The 17655-nt window shown below is 58.1% G+C and carries 18 protein-coding genes and 1 pseudogene; 6 read left to right on the forward strand and 13 right to left on the reverse strand.

Annotated elements, in window-relative coordinates; genetic code table 11:
• Window positions 1-6 precede the first annotated feature (6 nt).
• From DA792_RS12580 to DA792_RS12595, 4 genes are all read left to right on the forward strand, one after another.
• On the forward strand, window positions 7-990 hold the full coding sequence (locus DA792_RS12580; protein ID WP_107720235.1) for a type II secretion system F family protein: 984 nt from the start codon (window positions 7-9) through the stop codon (window positions 988-990).
• Between the two features lie 37 nt (window positions 991-1027).
• Window positions 1028-1624 (forward strand): tetratricopeptide repeat protein, encoded by a 597-nt coding sequence (locus DA792_RS12585; RefSeq protein WP_107720236.1) that lies wholly within the window; start codon window positions 1028-1030, stop codon window positions 1622-1624.
• A gap of 87 nt (window positions 1625-1711) precedes the next feature.
• Window positions 1712-2587 (forward strand): tetratricopeptide repeat protein, encoded by an 876-nt coding sequence (locus tag DA792_RS12590; protein ID WP_107720237.1) that lies wholly within the window; start codon window positions 1712-1714, stop codon window positions 2585-2587.
• A 10-nt stretch (window positions 2588-2597) separates the two neighbouring features.
• Window positions 2598-3089 carry an A24 family peptidase gene (locus DA792_RS12595; protein ID WP_107720238.1) on the forward strand — a complete coding sequence of 164 codons (492 nt, stop codon included), beginning with the start codon at window positions 2598-2600 and terminating at the stop codon, window positions 3087-3089.
• Between the two features lie 8 nt (window positions 3090-3097).
• On the opposite strand, the gene DA792_RS12600 is transcribed toward DA792_RS12595, so the two are convergent.
• A complete protein-coding gene (locus tag DA792_RS12600) occupies window positions 3098-4741 on the reverse strand; it encodes a hypothetical protein (RefSeq protein WP_107720239.1) in 1644 nt (547 codons plus the stop codon).
• A 182-nt stretch (window positions 4742-4923) separates the two neighbouring features.
• Here DA792_RS12600 and DA792_RS12605 point away from each other — a divergent pair, with 182 nt between their 5' ends.
• Together DA792_RS12605 and DA792_RS12610 are read left to right on the forward strand one after the other, a co-directional pair.
• On the forward strand, window positions 4924-6237 hold the full coding sequence (locus tag DA792_RS12605) for an ATPase (RefSeq protein WP_107720240.1): 1314 nt from the start codon (window positions 4924-4926) through the stop codon (window positions 6235-6237).
• Between the two features lie 123 nt (window positions 6238-6360).
• A complete protein-coding gene (locus tag DA792_RS12610) occupies window positions 6361-7164 on the forward strand; it encodes an NAD(P)-dependent oxidoreductase (protein WP_107720241.1) in 804 nt (267 codons plus the stop codon).
• A gap of 39 nt (window positions 7165-7203) precedes the next feature.
• Here the strand turns inward: DA792_RS12610 and folD are convergent.
• From folD to ybgC, 12 genes and pseudogenes are all read right to left on the reverse strand, one after another.
• Window positions 7204-8105, reverse strand: a pseudogene (gene folD, locus DA792_RS12615) (bifunctional methylenetetrahydrofolate dehydrogenase/methenyltetrahydrofolate cyclohydrolase FolD).
• Window positions 8106-8414: a chorismate mutase gene (locus DA792_RS12620; protein WP_107720242.1), complete on the reverse strand. Its 309-nt coding sequence runs from the start codon at window positions 8412-8414 to the stop codon at window positions 8106-8108.
• Window positions 8415-8534: 120 nt separating this feature from the next.
• Window positions 8535-10451, reverse strand: a complete 1917-nt coding sequence (gene ftsH, locus DA792_RS12625) for an ATP-dependent zinc metalloprotease FtsH (protein WP_107720243.1) — start codon at window positions 10449-10451, stop codon at window positions 8535-8537.
• A 78-nt stretch (window positions 10452-10529) separates the two neighbouring features.
• Complete coding sequence (locus DA792_RS12630; protein ID WP_107720244.1) at window positions 10530-10832, reverse strand: hypothetical protein; 303 nt, start codon at window positions 10830-10832, stop codon at window positions 10530-10532.
• Complete coding sequence (gene tilS, locus DA792_RS12635; RefSeq protein WP_107720245.1) at window positions 10829-11788, reverse strand: tRNA lysidine(34) synthetase TilS; 960 nt, start codon at window positions 11786-11788, stop codon at window positions 10829-10831. Before tilS ends, DA792_RS12630 begins: the two co-directional genes overlap by 4 nt.
• Window positions 11789-11815: 27 nt before the next feature.
• Window positions 11816-12649 carry a tol-pal system protein YbgF gene (gene ybgF, locus DA792_RS12640; RefSeq protein ID WP_107720246.1) on the reverse strand — a complete coding sequence of 278 codons (834 nt, stop codon included), beginning with the start codon at window positions 12647-12649 and terminating at the stop codon, window positions 11816-11818.
• A gap of 28 nt (window positions 12650-12677) precedes the next feature.
• Window positions 12678-13241, reverse strand: a complete 564-nt coding sequence (locus DA792_RS12645) for a peptidoglycan-associated lipoprotein (protein ID WP_439099362.1) — start codon at window positions 13239-13241, stop codon at window positions 12678-12680.
• 82 nt (window positions 13242-13323) lie between these two features.
• On the reverse strand, window positions 13324-14682 hold the full coding sequence (gene tolB, locus DA792_RS12650; protein WP_107720247.1) for a Tol-Pal system beta propeller repeat protein TolB: 1359 nt from the start codon (window positions 14680-14682) through the stop codon (window positions 13324-13326).
• Entirely contained in the window at window positions 14679-15863 is a 1185-nt protein-coding gene (locus DA792_RS12655; RefSeq protein WP_107720248.1) for an energy transducer TonB, read from the reverse strand. The genes tolB and DA792_RS12655 overlap by 4 nt, the downstream gene beginning before the upstream one ends.
• 12 nt (window positions 15864-15875) lie before the next feature.
• Window positions 15876-16343, reverse strand: a complete 468-nt coding sequence (tolR, locus tag DA792_RS12660; RefSeq protein WP_107720249.1) for a protein TolR — start codon at window positions 16341-16343, stop codon at window positions 15876-15878.
• Window position 16344: 1 nt separating this feature from the next.
• On the reverse strand, window positions 16345-17040 hold the full coding sequence (tolQ, locus tag DA792_RS12665) for a protein TolQ (RefSeq protein ID WP_107720250.1): 696 nt from the start codon (window positions 17038-17040) through the stop codon (window positions 16345-16347).
• A 182-nt stretch (window positions 17041-17222) separates the two neighbouring features.
• Window positions 17223-17612 carry a tol-pal system-associated acyl-CoA thioesterase gene (gene ybgC / locus DA792_RS12670; protein ID WP_107720251.1) on the reverse strand — a complete coding sequence of 130 codons (390 nt, stop codon included), beginning with the start codon at window positions 17610-17612 and terminating at the stop codon, window positions 17223-17225.
• Window positions 17613-17655 lie beyond the last annotated feature (43 nt).

Below are 17655 nucleotides of genomic sequence, written 5' to 3' on the forward strand. Positions count from 1 at the left end.
CAGATCATGCAACAGATTTTCACATCCATCCTCGGCGATCAACTTGGCCCTTTCGGCCCTTTGATCCTGATCGGCACGTTAGGCGCCGTCCTGATTTTGATCGCCCTGCCAACGCTTTTGAAGAAAAAGAACGACCCGATGGATCGCCTGCGCGCGCAATCGGAGGCGGCCAAACCCAATGGTGGCAAAAAGGCCGCAAAGCTGCGCACCGACAACAGCAAAGGCGCTTCTCTGGCCAAATACTCCGCCTTTCTTGAGCCGCAAAACGAGGAAGAATATTCCGCCGCCCAACTGAAGATGATCCAGGCGGGCTACCGCTCCAAAAACGCTGTGCGCATTTTTCACTTCTCGCAATTTGCTCTTGGTCTGGGTGCTTTGGCCTTTGGTGTGCTTTACGCCATGCTCAAATCCACCCAACAGGACATGACGCCGAAATCCCTGATCCTGACCGTGCTTTTGCCAGCCTGTGTCGGCTATATGGCGCCAAAATATTGGGTCACGCGCCGGATCGAAGCGCGCAAAGAGGAAATCATCAACGGCTTTCCCGACGCGCTTGATTTGATGTTGGTCTGCGTCGAAGCGGGGCAATCACTTGACCAATCCATCATCCGGGTGGCGCGTGAAATCCGCTCTGGCTTCCCTGCTTTGGCCGATGAATTTGAAATCGTGTCCTATGAAATCAAGGCCGGTAAAGACAAAGGAGTGGTGCTCAAAGACATGGCCGAACGCTGTGGCGTGGCCGATGTGGCCTCTTTCGTCACCGTTTTGATCCAGTCGCAACAATTCGGCACCTCGATCGCCGATGCGCTACGAATTTATGCGGGCGAAATGCGCGATAAACGCGTGATGCGCGCCGAAGAGACCGCAAACAAGTTGCCTACCAAGATGACCCTTGCCACAATGATGTTGACCGTGCCGCCGCTGTTGATCATTTTGATCGGCCCGTCGGTCTATGACATCTACACGCTGCTCAACGAGACCAAATTCTGATCTCACCATAAAGCCGCCGCAACCGACAAGGGACACCATGTCTCACCGCTTTTCGCGTCGCCCTCTTCGTCCAATGGGCGCCGCGCTGACCCTCGCCCTTCTGGCCGCCACGCTGTCTGCTTGTGACACCGGCGGCCTGAAACCTTTGAAAGATGCGGGGCCCTATGCCCCGGTCGGCGTCAACCCCTCTGAGGCGTCGGTTGACGGGCTTTTGGTCGGGCATCGCTTGATGGCGGCGGGCGAATATGAGCTGGCGCTCAAGGCCTATTACCGCGCTGCCGCCCACCAAGGCATGACCGTCGACACACTCTCCGCCATCGGCTCCGCCAAGCTGCGACTGGGACGTTTGGGACAAGCCGAAAGCGATCTGCGCAAAGCCATCAAGATCGAAGATGACTTTGTGCCCGCCTGGAACAACCTTGGCGTCGTGTTGATGGAGACCGGCCAATATGGCGAAGCCGAGCGGGTGTTTCGCACCGCCTATGCGCTCGACAGTGGCCAATCTGCCGAAATTCGCGATAATTTGCGCTTGGCGCTCGCAAAATTGGAAAATCCTGCGTATATTCCTGAGGATGAGAGCGATTTCGTCTTGGTGCGACGTGGGACAGGAGAGTATCTTATCCTTGCGCGCTGAACGGTGGGCCTGAGATCCGAAAACGGACCAGCCTGATAAAAACCGACAAGACGCGAGCAGAGCAGTTAAAAAGAGGTGGCAGGCACCATGACCAGTCTTTCCAGTCGCAAAATTTGCGTGATCACATTCGCTGTTGCGAGCACGCTGGCCCTTTCGGCCTGTCAAAAACCCTTTGGCGGCGATGTGCGGCGCGCCGACACCTCAGTCAACGCAATCGACGGCACCGGACTGTCTGACATCATGCTAAATGCGGCCGACCCGAATGAGGCCGTGTCCTATTTCATGCGTGCCTCAAACGAAAATCCAGACCGGATTGATCTTCAGCGCGGCTTGGCCATGTCTTTTGTCCGCGCAGGTCAAAACGACGCTGCCGTCAAGGCCTGGAAAGCTGTGCTCAACCATGAAGACGCCACCTTGGATGACCGCGTGGATTATGCCGATGCGCTGATCCGCACCGGGGATTGGAAAGGCGCCGAAACACAGCTTGATAGCGTGCCGCCGACCCATGAAACCTACAAACGCTACCGCCTCGAAGCGATGGTGGCCGACAGCAACCAGGAATGGAAAAACGCCGACAGTTTCTATCAGACCGCCGTTGGCCTGACCACAAAACCCTCTGGCGTTTTGAACAACTGGGGTTATTCGAAACTGACCCGTGGTGATTACAAAGAGGCCGAAAAACTCTTTGCGCAGGCGATCACCTATGATCCTTCGCTGTTCACCGCCAAAAACAACCTGATCCTCGCGCGTGGGGCACAGGGCAAATACGATTTGCCCGTGATGGAGGCCACGCAAGTTGAGCGGGCGCAGTTGCTTTACACCCTCGGTCTTGCGGCCGTGAAAGCGGGCGATGTGACCATCGGCAAAGGCTTGATCAAAGAGGCCATCGACACCCACCCGCAGCATTTCGAAGCTGCGGTGCGCAGCCTGCGCGCCCTCGAATCCAACGTCTCAAACCTCTAAAGAACGCGTGATGATCACCCTGCCCGCCTCGGCTGCGCTTTGGTTTTTGCTGCCGGTCGCCCTTGTGTCTTTCATCGCCGCTTTCAATGATTTGAAGCGGATGAAATTGCCCAACCCTGTGGTTGTGGCTTTGGGCCTGATTTTTGTCGCTATCGGCCCCTTTGTTTTGCCGTTTGAACAGTATCTTTGGGGCTTCGCTCATGCAGGCGTGATGTATTTCGTTGGCATGTTGGCCTTTGCCTATCTCGGCGTTGGCGCAGGCGACGGTAAATTTGCCGCCGCCATGTCGATGTTCATCCCGCTCGCGGATGCCACGTTGGTTCTGTCGCTGTTTGCGGCATTCCTGTTGGGCGCGTTTTTGGCCCATCGGACCTTGCGCGCGATGCCCGTTGTACGCCGCGCCACCCCGGATTGGGTGTCGTGGCAACACAAGAAATTCCCGATGGGATTGGCGCTTGCGGGCACGATGATCTGCTATCTGGCACTTGCGGGCTTTCGCTAAGCCAACCCTCACTTCACAATCCGATAGACCAACATCGTATCGTCACGCAGCGGCGCACGCAGCACCAGCCCCGCATTCTCAAGCGCCGCCAAAGCATTGCGTTCAATTTCGGTATCCAACGGACAGGTCGGCACGATGATGGCGTCGGCATTCTCAATCCCCGGCGTGCCCGAATAATACCAAGGCGCCCCACCTCTAAGTGGCTCAAACCCGCCCAAAATCCAAATGCCCGACGCGATATCCGCGACAAAAAACTGGCTGTCTTTGGGGAAATTAAACGGCGGCTGTTTCAACCGATCCGCCATATAGCTATGCATCGCCACATCCCCCGATTGCAGGGTGCAGCGCGGCAAGGTTTCGCCCAAAAACGTCACTGGTTTGAACAGGTCATCTTCGACCACATAAGGCGCGAGTTGCGGCAAATCATCGACCAAAACCACCCGTCCCAAAACCGTCGCCGTGCGTTGGGTTTTGACAAAAACATCGCGCAGCTCAGGGCGGGTTTTAAACTGTGGTGCGTAGTCCAGGGCCTTGGTGGCGAGATGGCGAAACGGGCTGGTGACGATGTTCTGAAACGACGGTGTGATCAGCGCGAAGGCAACCAAAGCGAGCCCTGCCACGGCGTTGCGGGCATCGGCATTAAACACCACCCGCCGACCTGCCTCAGGGCGCAGCGCCAAGAGATAAATGGCCAGCAACATCAACCATTTCGGATCATTTCCAAAGTTCTGATAGGTGACATAGACAAAGCCCGGCGCCAGTAGAAACAACACCAATCCGGCCCGGTCTTGCCCGGCTTGCCGGAGCACGATCACCGATAGGATCAGCGTCAAAGTAGCGATCATAAAGCGCGGCCCATTGATCACCTCCATCAGTGGCGCGCCGGGGGCCGCACGGGTGTCTGAGCGGGTCACTGACAACAAATCACTCACATAGGCCGGAAAGAAATCAACGCCGTAAACCGCCACCATCAGGGCCGCGATCACCGCCCCGGTGAGCACCCCAATCCAAAGGCTGCGCCACGCGCCGCGCAGGACAAAGGCGATCGCAATCGGCGCAACGAAAGCAACGAAATACGTGGGTTTCAAAAGCGCCAAAGCCGCCAACATTGCGCCCACAATCATCCCGTCCAGCACCCCGTCCATCCCCGGGGCCCGCGCGTCCTCACGCGGCGGCAAAGCGGCCAAAAGAATGGCAATAAACGCCGCAGCCCAAGCCCAGCGGTTGTAATACATCGACACCGAAAGCGCGGTGATATTTTCGCCATGCACCAAGGACAAGATCATACTCACGGTCACAAAGCCAAAGCCCCAAGCCGCCAGACCAGAGAGCCGCGAGACGGCGACGCGAACCACCATTGGGGCCAAAAGCACAGCAACCAAAACCTGCCCTGCAATAAAGGCCTGACCCAGCCCGAGACCCGCGTTGGCAAAGCCGACGGCAGGCAAAAAGGCGAAAATCCCGATCGGCGTTGAAAAATCAAGATGCGGCACTTGGCCTTGGAGCATCCGCAACACGATCTCGATCATATGCGCCGTGTCGCCTTCGTGCCGCCCGATGTAAAGTCCGCCTTTGGCAAGCCCGACGCCGCCAAAAATAAGGATCAAAATCGTGAGAAATGCCGCGTATTTTAGCGGGGAAATCTTCGTCATCGGGCCTGCCTCATTCATTTTTGCGAAAGGTTATGGCCAAACACTCGAAATGCAAAGGCCAGTCAGGGCGCGTGCGTGAAAATGTTGGCTTTTGGGCGTGAGGATTCGTACAGTTATCCAAACAAACACCCGAACCCCACCCAACGGGGTCATCCAGTACGACCGAGGGATCAGAGCATCAGATGAACATGGAAACCACGCCCAATGTGATCGCCCCGCCCGCCCCGCGTCAGGTCAGTGACACTGGCCTGTCTCCGGTGATGATGCGCGACATTGTGTTGAAAACCATGTTCCGCACCAACCTCGAACAAGTGTCTCGCTTGGCCTCTGCCTTGGCTCTGCCGGTCTCCGTGACCCAGATTTTGGTCGACACCGCGCGCGAACAGGGCTTGATCGAAGCCACGGGCACATTGCACGCGGGCGCGGGATCTGAGATGGGGTTTCGCCTCTCAGACACCGGCAAGGCGCGTGCTTTGGATGCGCTGTCGCAATCCGAATATTACGGCGCAATGCCGATCCCGCTTGAGGTCTATGCCGCACAGGTCAAACGCCAATCGGTCCGAAATATGAAGGTCACGCGGGACGCGCTTTTGGGGGCGATGGGGCATTTGATCTTGCCGCCGATGCTATTGGATCAGCTCGGGCCAGCGGTGGGCGCGGGACGTTCGATCCTGATGTACGGACCTCCGGGCAACGGGAAATCCTCGATTTCAAACGGCATTCGCGACGCGCTTGGCGATCTGATTTATGTGCCGCGCGCAATTGAATATAACGGCTCGGTCATCACCGTCTATGACCCCTTGATGCATGTGAAACGTGAGGAGGCCGAGGATGATGCCACCTCTCTGCGTCGCACCGCCAACCGCTTTGATCGCCGCTACGTGCGCTGTGAACGGCCTTCGGTGATCACTGGCGGCGAACTGTCGCTCGATATGTTGGATCTGGTCTACAACCCGACCGCGCGCACCTACCAAGCGCCGCTTCAGCTCAAATCCACCGGCGGGATTTTCATCGTCGACGACCTTGGTCGCCAAGAGGAACCGCCGCAAAAACTGGTCAACCGCTGGATTGTGCCGCTGGAAGAAAACAAAGATATTCTGGCGCTGCAATCGGGTGAAAAATTCGAGGTGCCGTTCGACACTTTGGTGATTTTCTCGACCAACTTCCATCCGAACAAAATCTTCGATACCGCCGCGTTGCGCCGGATTTTCTATAAGATTAAAATCGACGGGCCGGATCAGGCGGGCTTTCTCAAAATCTTCGCCATGGTCGCGCGTAAGAAAAAGATGCCCCTGGATGAGGCTTCTTTGCTCTATCTGTTGAAAAACAAATATCCAACCATCGACAATATCTACGCCAACTACCAGCCGACCTTTTTGATTGATCAGATCATTTCGATCTGCGAATTCGAGGGTATCCCTTATCAGATGACTCCCGATTTGATTGATCGTGCCTGGGCGAACATGTTTGTCGAGGAAAGCGATTTCGCGCATTGATGTGTTTTGCGGGGGCCAGCCCCCGCAGACCCCCGGGATATTTTCGGACAAAAGACCCCTAGGTTTTGCTTTTCAAAGCCCCTAAGCCCCGTCATCCTTTCCGCAACTTAGGGAGGATTTTGTATGACGAAAATCGGCATTGCTGGCGTGGGCCGGATGGGCCGTGGCATGTTAGCCAACATGCGCGCCGCGGGGATTGAGGTGGAGGGATTTGACATTCGCCCCGAGAGCGATTTCCCCACCTTGCCCGTCACCTCAGATGAGACCACCTTTGCCGCGGAGCTTGAGACCTTGCTCACAGTGGTGCGCGACGCGGACCAGACCGACGAGGTTTTGTTTGGCGCCCAAGGCTTTGTCGGCCGCGCGCCGCATTTGAAAACTGTGGTGATTTGTTCAACGTTATCGCCCAACTATGTGCGCGACTTACGCGCCCGTGTGCCCGCCCATATCGCACTTGTCGATGCACCGATGTCGGGGGCCGAGGTGGGTGCGCGCGAAGGCACGTTGGCCTTTATGATCGGCGGGCAAGAGGCCGATGTGACTGCGTTGATGCCTCTGTTCAAGGCGATGGGGCAAAACATTCACCACATGGGCGGTTTTGGCGACGGGATGCAAACGAAGGTGTTGAACAACCTGCTCTGCGCCTCACACACCGCGATGTCCCGGTTGGTGCTGGACTGGGCCGATCAAACCGGCGTGGATCGGGGTAAGCTTTTGGGGCTGATCGAAACCGCGACAGGGCAAAATTGGTTTACCTCCCGCTTTGATCAGATCGAATTTGCCAAACACGGATTTGAGCCGGACAATACGGTGGGGATCTTGGTCAAAGATGTCACCTGCGCACTGGACGCCGCCCCGGAAGGCGCGGACACGTCACTACCCGAAGTGGTGCGCGAGATGATGCGCGGGCTAAAACCGATTGCATAAGATCAAAAGAGGCCCCTTGGGGCCTCTTAAAACGTCTGCTTATGCCGTAAGGCCTTCGGGTTCGGAAAAGCCATGACTGCGGCAACAGGCGGTCAATGTGTTGGCCAAAAGGCACGCGATGGTCATCGGGCCGACCCCCCCGGAACCGGGGTGATCGCGCCAGCGACCGCTGAGGCCGAGGCGAAATCGACGTCACCGACAAGGCGCGATTTGCCCTCGCCTTTTTCCGGTGCCGGAATGCGGTTGATGCCCACATCAATCACAGTGGCACCCGGTTTGATCCAATCGCCTTGGACAAAATTTGCCCGCCCCACAGCGGCCACCACGATGTCAGCGCGGCGCACGACCTCGGGCAGATCTTTGGTCCGCGAGTGAGCGATGGTGACGGTGCAGCTATCGCCAAGCAACAGCTGTGCCATCGGTTTACCGACAATATTCGAACGACCGATGACCACCGCATTCAGCCCGGACAGTGACCCATGATGATCACGCAGCATCATCAAACACCCCAAGGGCGTACAAGGCACCATGGCCTTTTGGCCCGTGCCCAACAGGCCAACGTTGGAAATATGAAAGCCATCGACATCCTTGGCGGGATCAATCGCATTGATCACCAAGGCCTCGTTGAGATGGCCCGGCAGCGGCAATTGCACAAGAATGCCATGCACATCCCTATCCGCATTGAGCGCCTCAATCAGCGCCAACAGATCGGCTTCTGAGGTCTCGGCGGGGAGTTTATGTTCATAGGAGTTCATGCCCACTTCGACGGTCATTTTGCCCTTGGAGCGCACATAGACCTCGGAGGCCGGATCATCGCCGACCAGCACAACGGCCAACCCCGGGGTCACCCCCATCGCCTCTTTGAGGCGGGCCACATGGGTTGCGACTTTGCCTCGCACTGTACCCGCGAAAGCTTTGCCGTCGATCAAGGTTGCGCTCATTTACTCTTCTCCGGTTCCGATCACCCGCTCTTCGCGTGCGATCATGGCTTCGATCATCTGGGACCACATGCCCCGCGCCAGATCGGGCTCAAACCCCGCCTCCTGCGCGCTCTGAGCCACCCGGTCCAAGACCTCAGACACCCGCGCTTCAATCCGCGCAACCATCCCCTCGCCGGGTTTCAATTCGGCGGCACGGTCCACATGGGCCTGACGCGTCGCCAAAAGCGCAATCAATTCGCGGTCAATCTGGTCAATCTGCTGGCGCAACTCGGCCATGGTCGCGATGTCTTGGGGAGGTTTGAGAGTCATGAGGGTCCTTTCACGCGCCATTTAGCATGTGGGTTCCCGCAACGAAAGCCCCGTGCGCCAGTTGGAGCCGCAAAGAAAAACCGCGCCTTTGCGGGGCGCGGTTTCTTTGGACTGTAAGGTTTATGCGGAGGGCTCAGGTTCCATCCCGCTGTCGTCCTTTGGCTTTTTCTTGGTCTTCGGAATCGCCATCACAGAGGGCGTATTACCAAGCCCGGTGGAGCTGTCGTCATCGTCGCCGCGATTGAGCGGCTCGCCTGCGATCACTTTTTGGATTTCAACACCTGTGAGAGTCTCGTATTCCAAAAGCCCCTGCGCGAGATTTTCAAGCTCTTGCGCTTTCTCGGTCAGGATACGTTTTGCCGTGGCATAGCCGGTGTCAACAATCTCTTTGACCTTATCGTCGATCAGCTTTTGCGTCGCGCCCGAGTGATTGGTGCCGCCGCCATAATTGCCAAGGTAGCTGTCTTGCTCGTTGGCGTAATCGACGTAGCCCAACTCTTCGGAGAAACCGAATTGCGTGACCATGGCGCGGGCAATCCGCGAGGCCTGTTGAATGTCAGACGACGCGCCTGAGGTGACGTTTTCTTTGCCAAAGATCAGCTCTTCCGCCACGCGTCCGCCCATCGCCATGGCGATTTTGGAGGTGTATTTGGTGAAGCTCACCGAAAGCTGATCGCGCTCTGGCAACGAGAGAACCAAACCCAAAGCCCGACCGCGCGGAATGATCGTCGCTTTGTGGATCGGATCGTGTTGCGGCACGTTGAGACCGACAATGGCGTGGCCCGCTTCGTGGTAAGCGGTTAGTTTTTTCTCGTCCTCGGTCATCACCATAGAGCGGCGTTCCGCCCCCATCATGACCTTGTCCTTGGCGTTCTCGAAATCCTCCATCATCACCTGACGGCGACCGATACGTGCGGCGGTCAATGCCGCCTCATTGACGAGGTTGGCCAGATCGGCCCCCGAGAAACCCGGCGTGCCGCGCGCGATGATGCGCAGGTCGACATTGGGGCCCAGCGGCACTTTGCGCGCATGAACGGCGAGGATTTTTTCACGGCCTTTGATGTCGGGGTTCGGCACTTGCACCTGACGGTCAAAACGACCGGGACGCAACAGGGCCGGGTCCAACACGTCAGGACGGTTGGTTGCGGCGACGATGATGATGCCTTCGTTGGCCTCAAACCCGTCCATTTCCACAAGCAACTGGTTCAGCGTCTGTTCGCGCTCGTCATTGCCGCCACCGTAGCCTGCGCCACGCGAGCGACCGACGGCGTCGATCTCGTCGATAAACACGATACAGGGCGCGTTCTTTTTACCCTGTTCAAACATGTCGCGCACCCGGCTTGCACCAACGCCGACGAACATCTCAACAAAGTCAGAGCCCGAAATGGTAAAGAACGGCACGCCAGCTTCACCAGCAATGGCACGTGCCAAAAGAGTTTTACCCGTGCCCGGAGGACCAACAAGCAAAGCGCCTTTCGGGATTTTACCGCCAAGGGCGGAGAATTTTTGCGGGTTGCGCAGGAATTCGACGATCTCTTCGAGTTCTTCTTTCGCCTCATCAATGCCCGCGACATCATCAAAGGTCACGCGGCCATGCTTTTCGGTCAAAAGTTTGGCTTTCGATTTGCCAAAGCCCATCGCACCGCCTTTGCCGCCGCCCTGCATCCGGTTCATGAAGAAAATCCAAACGCCAATGATCAAGATGAACGGCAGGAAGGAAATCAGGATCGGCATCAAGCCGCTTTCTTCTTGCGGTTCGCCTTTCACCGTCACGCCTTTGTCGACCAATTCTTTGACCAAGGTGTTGTCACCCGGGTTGATCGCATATTTGCGGCGGTTGTCTTCGGCGGTGAAATAGACCCGCTCACCGTCAATATCGACGGCGGTGACAGAGCCGTCATCGACCCGCCCCATGAACTCGGAATAGGACACAACGTCAGATGACATCGACGATTGATTGCCGCCCAGCACCTGAAACAGGGCCAGGACGAGCATCAGAAGCACGAGCCAGAAGGCAAGATTGCGTGCGTTACCCAAGGGGGATCTCCTCGAAATTTTGGACGCCCCCGCTTGCGCGAAAGCCTTTCCTCTAAAATAGGCATCGGGCGGCTAAGTTCAATGCGATAAAAGCGTTGTAAAAAAGTCGCCTTTTGGTTGGGCCAACCGCAAGGTGGCGGGTCCGTACTGCACAAGCGGGGCTGAGATCAACGTATTGCCATCAAACACCGCAGGCGAGGCCGAAAGTGTTTCTCGCGGCGGCGCACCATCGGGCAACTCCCCCAGTTGCAGCAAGCCGTCTTGACCCAAGGCCCGAACGATTAGTCCTTTGTCATCAATGCCTTCGATGATCCATCGCCCATCCCAAACCGCGCCAGGAATCGCCACGGCCTGAGCGACGGCGGCATGTTCTCGGGTCAATCGAAAGCTCTCTTTGCCCCCAAAAGCCGCACGCCATGTAGGGTCGCATCGCGCCCCCGCATCATCGCAGACAGGAATTCTTGCAGTTTCATCCCCCTTGGACCGTAGTCAGCCGAGGCAATCCACCGCAGGGCATGGGCAACAAGACGCCGGTTTATTTCCGGCGCCCCCTCGGCAAACCTGCGTCGATTGAGGATCAAATCGCCCCGATCCTCGCTGACACAGTCGAGCGCATGGTCATGCGTCGCGAAATCAAGCGCCGATCGCACTTGTCCCAAATGGTCCATCACCCGGCCTACGACGTGAATGTCGATGCCCAAAGTGCTGAGTTCTTCCATGGCGCGGCGCGCCTTAATCCGATCAAACGCTTCGTTGTCATTGCTTGGATCATCAATCCACGGCTGACGCAGATCGCGCAGATATTGCCGCAGTTCAAACCGCTCCTGCATCAACAAAGGCCGCACCCATGTGATCCCGTCGGACACCCGCCGCCTCTGCATCCCCGTCAAGCCGTCAATGCCTGAGGCGCGCGCAAGACGCATGAAAAACGTCTCGGCCTGATCATCGGCGGTGTGCGCCAAAGCGATGGTGTTGATGCCTTGGGCCTTGGCCCAATCGGCCATCAAACGGTATCGCGCACGGCGCGCGGCGTCTTGCAGGTTGCCCTGCCCACTCCAGCCGGACCACGTGAGCGTGGTGTGTTTGACCTGAAGCTGTTGCGCCACCTCAGAGACAAACCGCGCTTCTTGCGCCGCCTCGGGCCGCAACCCGTGATTGACGGTCACGGCCCAGAGGCGGATTTTCTCTTCCTCAGCCCATTCCGCCATCAGATGCAGCAAAGCCATACTGTCGCCGCCACCAGAGACCGCCACGGCAAGCTGATCGGGCTTGTCATAGGCAAAGGCGGTGGCCACGAAATGCTTGAGCATCGCCTGCTTTGGGGTGACCTCACTCATGGCTGGGGCGTCCCATTGGACTGGCGCCTATTGGCAGCCAAGCGTCTGAGCCTCGCTCACCGCTGCACTTGCGGCATCCGAGCCCGGAAAACGCGATTGCACCTCACGGTACATCACACAGCCCTTATCGACCTGACCGAGCTTGCCCAAAGACCCGGCCAAACGCAAAAGCGCCTCTGGGGCACGGTCACCTTCGGGGCTGCCAGAAAAACTATCGAGATAGGCGCGGGCCGCATCCGCGGTTTGGCCCAAGGCCGCATAGGATTCTCCGCGCATAAAATGCGCCTCTCCGGTCAGATATCCGCCGGTGTAGCTTTGGGCAAAACTGGCAAAGGCCGTGGCGGCTTCGCCATATTGACCGTTGGTGTAAAGCGCCATAGCTGCGTCATAATCGGATTGCTCGGCCATGGCCAAATCACCGCCCCCGTCCATCGCGGGTTCGGACCCCGGTCCGGTGACAATCACATCGCTTGCGCCTGTGGCGCCGCCAAGTGGCGTCAGCGGCGGCAACGATCCAACGTCACAGCCACTTTCCAATTCACAAAGCCGAAAGTTCAGATCGTCCAACTGGTTGGTGCCATCTTTCACCACCTGATTGACCCGGAACTCCAAGCCCTCGACCTTGGCCGTCAACGTCGCCAAAGCCGCCTCCATCAGGTCCACACGTTCCAACGTGGACGCGCCCGCAAACTGCGTGTTGGGCGCGCCTGTGGTGGACAATTCGCGTTTGAGCTTGGCGATTTCCACCGACAGCACGGCCGCTTCCTGGCGAATGTCGGCCAAGGTTTGAGCGTCTTGGGCAAAGCCCGCCCCGCTCAGCATAGAAAGGGCAAGTGCCGCCCCAAAGATCACGCGTTTCATCGCTCTCACCCTCTCTTTATGTCTTCGCTCAGCTGACGCCAGCGCCTGCTGCCAAAACGGTCACAGCACGACGGTTTTGCGAGTAGCAGCTTTCATCCGAACAAATCGCAAGCGGGCGTTCTTTGCCATAGGGAATGGTCTTGAGACGCGATGGGTTGATGCCCTGGCTGATCAAATATTCCTGAACCGAGGCGGCACGGCGGGCAGAGAGCGCGAAGTTATAGTCGCGTGTGCCCTGCTCGTCGGCGTGGCCTTCGATGATCGCGCTATAGCCTTGGTTGTCCAAAAGCCATGTCGCTTGCCCGGCCAAAATCGTCCGCGCCTCAGGCGAAAGGGTCGATTGGTCGATGGCGAACAAAATCCGATCGCCCACGGTTTGGTTGAAATAGGCAACCGATTTCGGATCAGAGGCAGACCCGGCGATCGTGCCGTCCGCACCATAGCCATTGCCACCAGCGCCACCGGCCCCACCCGCGCCAAAACGGCCGGGGTTGGTACAGGCCGTGAGGCCCAGAGCCGCGACCAAAAACAGGGCGCGGGGCACGGAACGGGTCATGAATTTAGAGGTCTGTGTCGTCGACATGGTGGACATTGGGATCATCCTTTGAGGAAGCTCAAACTGGTGTTTCTTTGACTATAGCACTCTCACCCGGACTTGGGGAGAGGTCCGGGTTTTATTTCAAAAGCGGCGACCACGCGGGGTCAGACGCCCCGGCATTGGTCGGCACGCGTTTCAGGTTGCGGCCTGAAATATCGACCGAATAGAGCGCGCTTGCCCCGCCCGCGCCCTGGCTTTCGCGGGTGAACATGATCACCCGGCCATTCGGCGCCCAGCTCGGCCCCTCGTCCAAGAAGGACGCGGTCAAAAGCCGCTCTTCCGACCCATCCGTGCGCATCACGCCGATGTGGAACCGACCTTCGTTTTGCTTGGTGAAGGCAATCAAATCGCCACGCGGTGACCAGATCGGCGTGCCATAGCGGCCTTTGCCATTGGAAATCCGCCGCGCCTCACCACCGCCTGCGGGCATGATGTAAAGCTGCTGCGTGCCGGAGCGATCCGATTCAAACACGATCTGCGAGCCGTCCGGCGAAAACGACGGCGCGGTTTCAATCGCAGGCGTGTTGGTCAACCGGGTCGATTGCCCGCTGGCAATGTCCATGCGGTAGAGATCTGTGTTGGTGCCCGTGGACATCGAATAGACGATCGAACGACCATCGGGGGCAAATCGCGGCGCAAAGGTCACGGCTTCGGCAGGCACAGGCAGACGTGTGCGCGTCACCGTGCCAACATCGAGCATCGTGATTTGCGGCCGACCTGTTTCATAAGAGGTATACAGCACCCGATCTCCCGTCGGAGAAAAGCGCGGCGCAAAGACAATATAACTGTCATCGGTCAGATATTGCAGACCCGCGCCATCGTAATCCATCACCGCAAGGCGTTTTTTGCGGTCATTCTTTGGCCCGGTTTCAGAGACAAACACCACGCGGCTGTCGAAATATCCGCCCTCACCGGTGATCCGGGAATAGACCACATCGGAAACCTTATGGGCAATCCGTCGCCAGCTTGCGGTGGAGCCGCCAAGTTGTAAACCGCCGCCCAGAGGCGCTTCGGCGTAAATGTCAAACACCCGGAATTTCACCACAAGATTGCCCGCCGCGTCCGTGCCCACGGCCCCGGTGACAAGCCCCTGTGCATTGATCGCTTTCCAATCGGCATATTGCACCGGGGAGGCAAAGTTGGTGACCTTGGAGATATGCGCCGACGGCGGGATTTCACGGAACAACCCGGTGCCCACCAAATCGGCGGCAATCACGTCGGAAATCTGCTGTGCATATTCTGCGGCCTGTGGCGTCTCGGCGATAAAATCGGGGATCGCCAACGGCAAGGGTTCGATCACCCCGCGCGTGATGTCGAGTTGCAGCGGCCCGGGGTCCTGCGCCAAGAGGGGCGAGGCCGTGCCGAAAGACAGCGCCAGAGCGCAGGCAAGAGAGCCGGCCAGTGTCGTCAGGCGAAAGGGAAGCGGGCGTATCATTTAAACCTCATCTGTTCGGGATCGAACGTCATTTCGATATTGCGCCAATGGTCATACTTGTCGACCGGCAATGGAAAACCACGCGCGCCACAGCGGATAATCGCGCGGCGCGCCACTTCAAAGGCGCTTTGAGCGCCGGTTTCGGTGCCGCCCTCAAAGCCCAAAAGGCTGATGGAGCCAGCTTGCGGTGTGCCATCTTCGTTCATCGCAACCCCCACGGTGATCTTGGTGCGCATGGCTTCGGTCGACATCGCGCCGACGTTCCAACATTGCGACACTGCCACGCGCATGCCTTCGCGCTCGCCCCCGGTCAAAGGCGGGCCCACCGGACGTTTCGGCGCGGCAGGTGTCTCGGCAGCCTCGGCCGCCAAAGCTGCGGCGGCCTCTGCGGCCGCATTGGCCACAGCATCCGCCGGGTCGGGTTTCGGTGTCTCAGGTTTCGGCGTTGCGGGTTTGGGCGTCTCAGGCTTCGGGGCCTCCGCCGGTTTTTGTGCCGCCGCAGCTTGGGCCGCCAAATTGGCCGGGCGCGATTTTGGCCGCGGCGAGGTCGACATGCCGGATGGCTTTTCGGCCTCGGTCACAATCTCTGTCGTCGTCTCTTGCGGCGCGGCTTGTTCTTGGGTCTGTTCCACGACTTTCTCAGTGTCCGCCGTGTCAGAGGTGGCCTCCACCGGCGCATCCGAAATCTCCGGTTGCGGCTCAGGCGTGGACACGACCTGATCGGAAATACGCGGCACCGGGCGTGGTGTCGGTTTGCGATCTGGAATATCAGGCAAGCCCGCCCCCGGATCTTCCTGTGAAAGTTCCGGCTCGACCTGTGGGCTGGGCGGGGTTGGATCGACCTCAACCGGCGCAGGCAAGCTCTCGCTCACCTCCGGGCGTGGTTCTGGCACGTCTGGAGGGGGTGCCTCCGAGGGCTGAACCTCTGGCGTGCTGTCCTCAATCGGGGTCGGTGCGGGCGCTGTTTCGGCCACTGGCGCCTTCAATGTCTCGGCCTCGGCAAAGGTGTCGGGCGCGGTGCTTGTGGTGCTCAGCGCGGCAAATTCCGCCTCAGAAATCAGTGCAACTTCCTGAACATCAACAGACTCCGTCTTCTTCGGCGAGAGAAACATCCCACCGAAAATCATATAGGCGATGAGGCCCAAATGGCCCGCGCCGGAGATATATTGGCCTGTGTTCACGCCATGCGCCCTTTAGTTTCCGGACCCATCAAGACGCGGACCGCCTTGCTCCGTCACCAAACCGATCTTGCGAAAGCCTGCGGCATTGAGCGCGCCCATGATCTGCGCCACGCGTTCATAGGTCACAGACCCGTCAGCGCGTAGGAACACCTTGTCATCCTGACGCTCTGCGGCAATGGCCCGCAATTTTGTCACCAGATCGGCCTCATTTTCCTCGTTGGACATCAACAACACCCGACCATCGGCGGTCAGTGTGATGCTCAACGGTTCTTCTTCCTCTTGCGGCAACGCCGTGGCAGCGGTTTCTGGCAATTCAATCGGCACACCCACGGTCATCATCGGCGCCGCGACCATAAAGATGATCAACAACACCAGCATGACGTCAACGAAGGGCGTGACGTTGATCTCGCTCATCGCTGCCGGGCGACGGCGGCCACGACGGCCTCCCTTGCCCTGTTTTTGAACCACACCTGCGCCCATCTCAGCTGTCCAATTCGCGCGAGAGGATGGTGGCGAATTCGTCGGCAAAGGCCTCGTATCCGCCCAAAATGCGGTCGCTGTCGGCGTTGAGCTTGTTGTAGAAAATCACCGCGGGAATAGCGGCCAACAGGCCTAAAGCAGTGGCGAGCAAGGCTTCGGCAATCCCCGGTGCCACAACGGCCAAATTGGTCGATTGCGCCATGGCGATGTCTTCAAACGCGGTTTTGATGCCCCAAACGGTGCCGAACAGACCGATAAATGGTCCAGTCGAACCGACGGTGGCCAAAAACGACAGCCCCGAGTTCATGTTTTCGGCCTCTTTGGAAATCGCCACATCCATCGAACGATCAATGCGCGATTGTGCCCCTGCGATCAGCCCGCCATCCGCCTTGTGCGAGCGCCGCCATTCGGTCATCCCGGCGGCAAACACCCGTTCGGGCGCAGAGATCGGATTGCCCTGAAGCTGGTCATAAAGTTCATCCAAAGGCTCACCGGACCAGAACGAATGATCGAACGCCTCGGCTTCGGCCCGCGCTTTGCGAAAGGCGATGAATTTTTGCACGATGATCGACCATGACCAAAACGAGGCCACGATCAAAAGGATCATCACGATTTTCACAATGAAGGTCGCGCGCATGAAAAGCGCCAGCAGGGAGAAATCTATCTCCTGCGCCATAGCAAGGGTGTTTTGGTCCATGAACCTGCTCTTTTGTTCCGCTTAAAACGTTGCCTGAGTGCCTGACAGATTGGTCGCCAGATCATTATGGGTGGGCCGTCTTTACACGGCTCTCATCTTAACCCCAGATTTACCTGAACGTCAGGGCACACGCCAACACTAACCTGTGAGACAGGGGGTAAAATCGGTGAATTTTCGCAGATTTAGTGAAGATTTCGGCGAAGAACCGCCGGGAGACGCGCCGGATGGCCGGTGGATGAGAGAGTGACGATGGTCACAACCGCCTCAAACAGCACCTCTTGCCCGCGTTTGACCACCTGTTCGACCACAATCCGCACGCCGGTGAGGGCTTTGAGCCGGGTTTCAACGGTCAATTCATCATCGAATTTCGCCGGGGACAGGTAATCCGCCTCAACCCGGCGCACCGCAAACACCAAACCCTCATCCGCTTTCAACGCCACCTGATCGACGCCCAGATCGCGCACCCATTCGGTCCGCGCGCGTTCGATATATTTGAGGTAATTGGCGTAATAAACGATGCCCGCCAGATCGGTGTCCTCGTAATAGACATGGACGGGGAAAATATGGGTCATCGTGCAGGCCTTTCTGATGTCGTCTTGATTTAAAGGCTCAAAA

It is taken from the genome of Celeribacter baekdonensis (assembly GCF_003047105.1).
GTDB lineage: Bacteria > Pseudomonadota > Alphaproteobacteria > Rhodobacterales > Rhodobacteraceae > Celeribacter > Celeribacter baekdonensis_B.

Bases quoted from the DNA above. Each gene is read 5' to 3' on its own strand.
- DA792_RS12580 (WP_107720235.1), top strand. From the start codon at position 7: ATGCAACAGATTTTCACATCCATCCTCGGCGATCAACTTGGCCCTTTC.
- DA792_RS12585 (WP_107720236.1), top strand. From the start codon at position 1,028: ATGTCTCACCGCTTTTCGCGTCGCCCTCTTCGTCCAATGGGCGCCGCG.
- DA792_RS12590 (WP_107720237.1), top strand. From the start codon at position 1,712: ATGACCAGTCTTTCCAGTCGCAAAATTTGCGTGATCACATTCGCTGTT.
- DA792_RS12595 (WP_107720238.1), top strand. From the start codon at position 2,598: ATGATCACCCTGCCCGCCTCGGCTGCGCTTTGGTTTTTGCTGCCGGTC.
- DA792_RS12600 (WP_107720239.1), bottom strand. From the start codon at position 4,741: ATGACGAAGATTTCCCCGCTAAAATACGCGGCATTTCTCACGATTTTG.
- DA792_RS12605 (WP_107720240.1), top strand. From the start codon at position 4,924: ATGAACATGGAAACCACGCCCAATGTGATCGCCCCGCCCGCCCCGCGT.
- DA792_RS12610 (WP_107720241.1), top strand. From the start codon at position 6,361: ATGACGAAAATCGGCATTGCTGGCGTGGGCCGGATGGGCCGTGGCATG.
- DA792_RS12620 (WP_107720242.1), bottom strand. From the start codon at position 8,414: ATGACTCTCAAACCTCCCCAAGACATCGCGACCATGGCCGAGTTGCGC.
- tilS (WP_107720245.1), bottom strand. From the start codon at position 11,788: ATGAGTGAGGTCACCCCAAAGCAGGCGATGCTCAAGCATTTCGTGGCC.
- ybgF (WP_107720246.1), bottom strand. From the start codon at position 12,649: ATGAAACGCGTGATCTTTGGGGCGGCACTTGCCCTTTCTATGCTGAGC.
- DA792_RS12645 (WP_439099362.1), bottom strand. From the start codon at position 13,241: ATGTCCACCATGTCGACGACACAGACCTCTAAATTCATGACCCGTTCC.
- tolB (WP_107720247.1), bottom strand. From the start codon at position 14,682: ATGATACGCCCGCTTCCCTTTCGCCTGACGACACTGGCCGGCTCTCTT.
- tolR (WP_107720249.1), bottom strand. From the start codon at position 16,343: ATGGGCGCAGGTGTGGTTCAAAAACAGGGCAAGGGAGGCCGTCGTGGC.
- tolQ (WP_107720250.1), bottom strand. From the start codon at position 17,040: ATGGACCAAAACACCCTTGCTATGGCGCAGGAGATAGATTTCTCCCTG.
- ybgC (WP_107720251.1), bottom strand. From the start codon at position 17,612: ATGACCCATATTTTCCCCGTCCATGTCTATTACGAGGACACCGATCTG.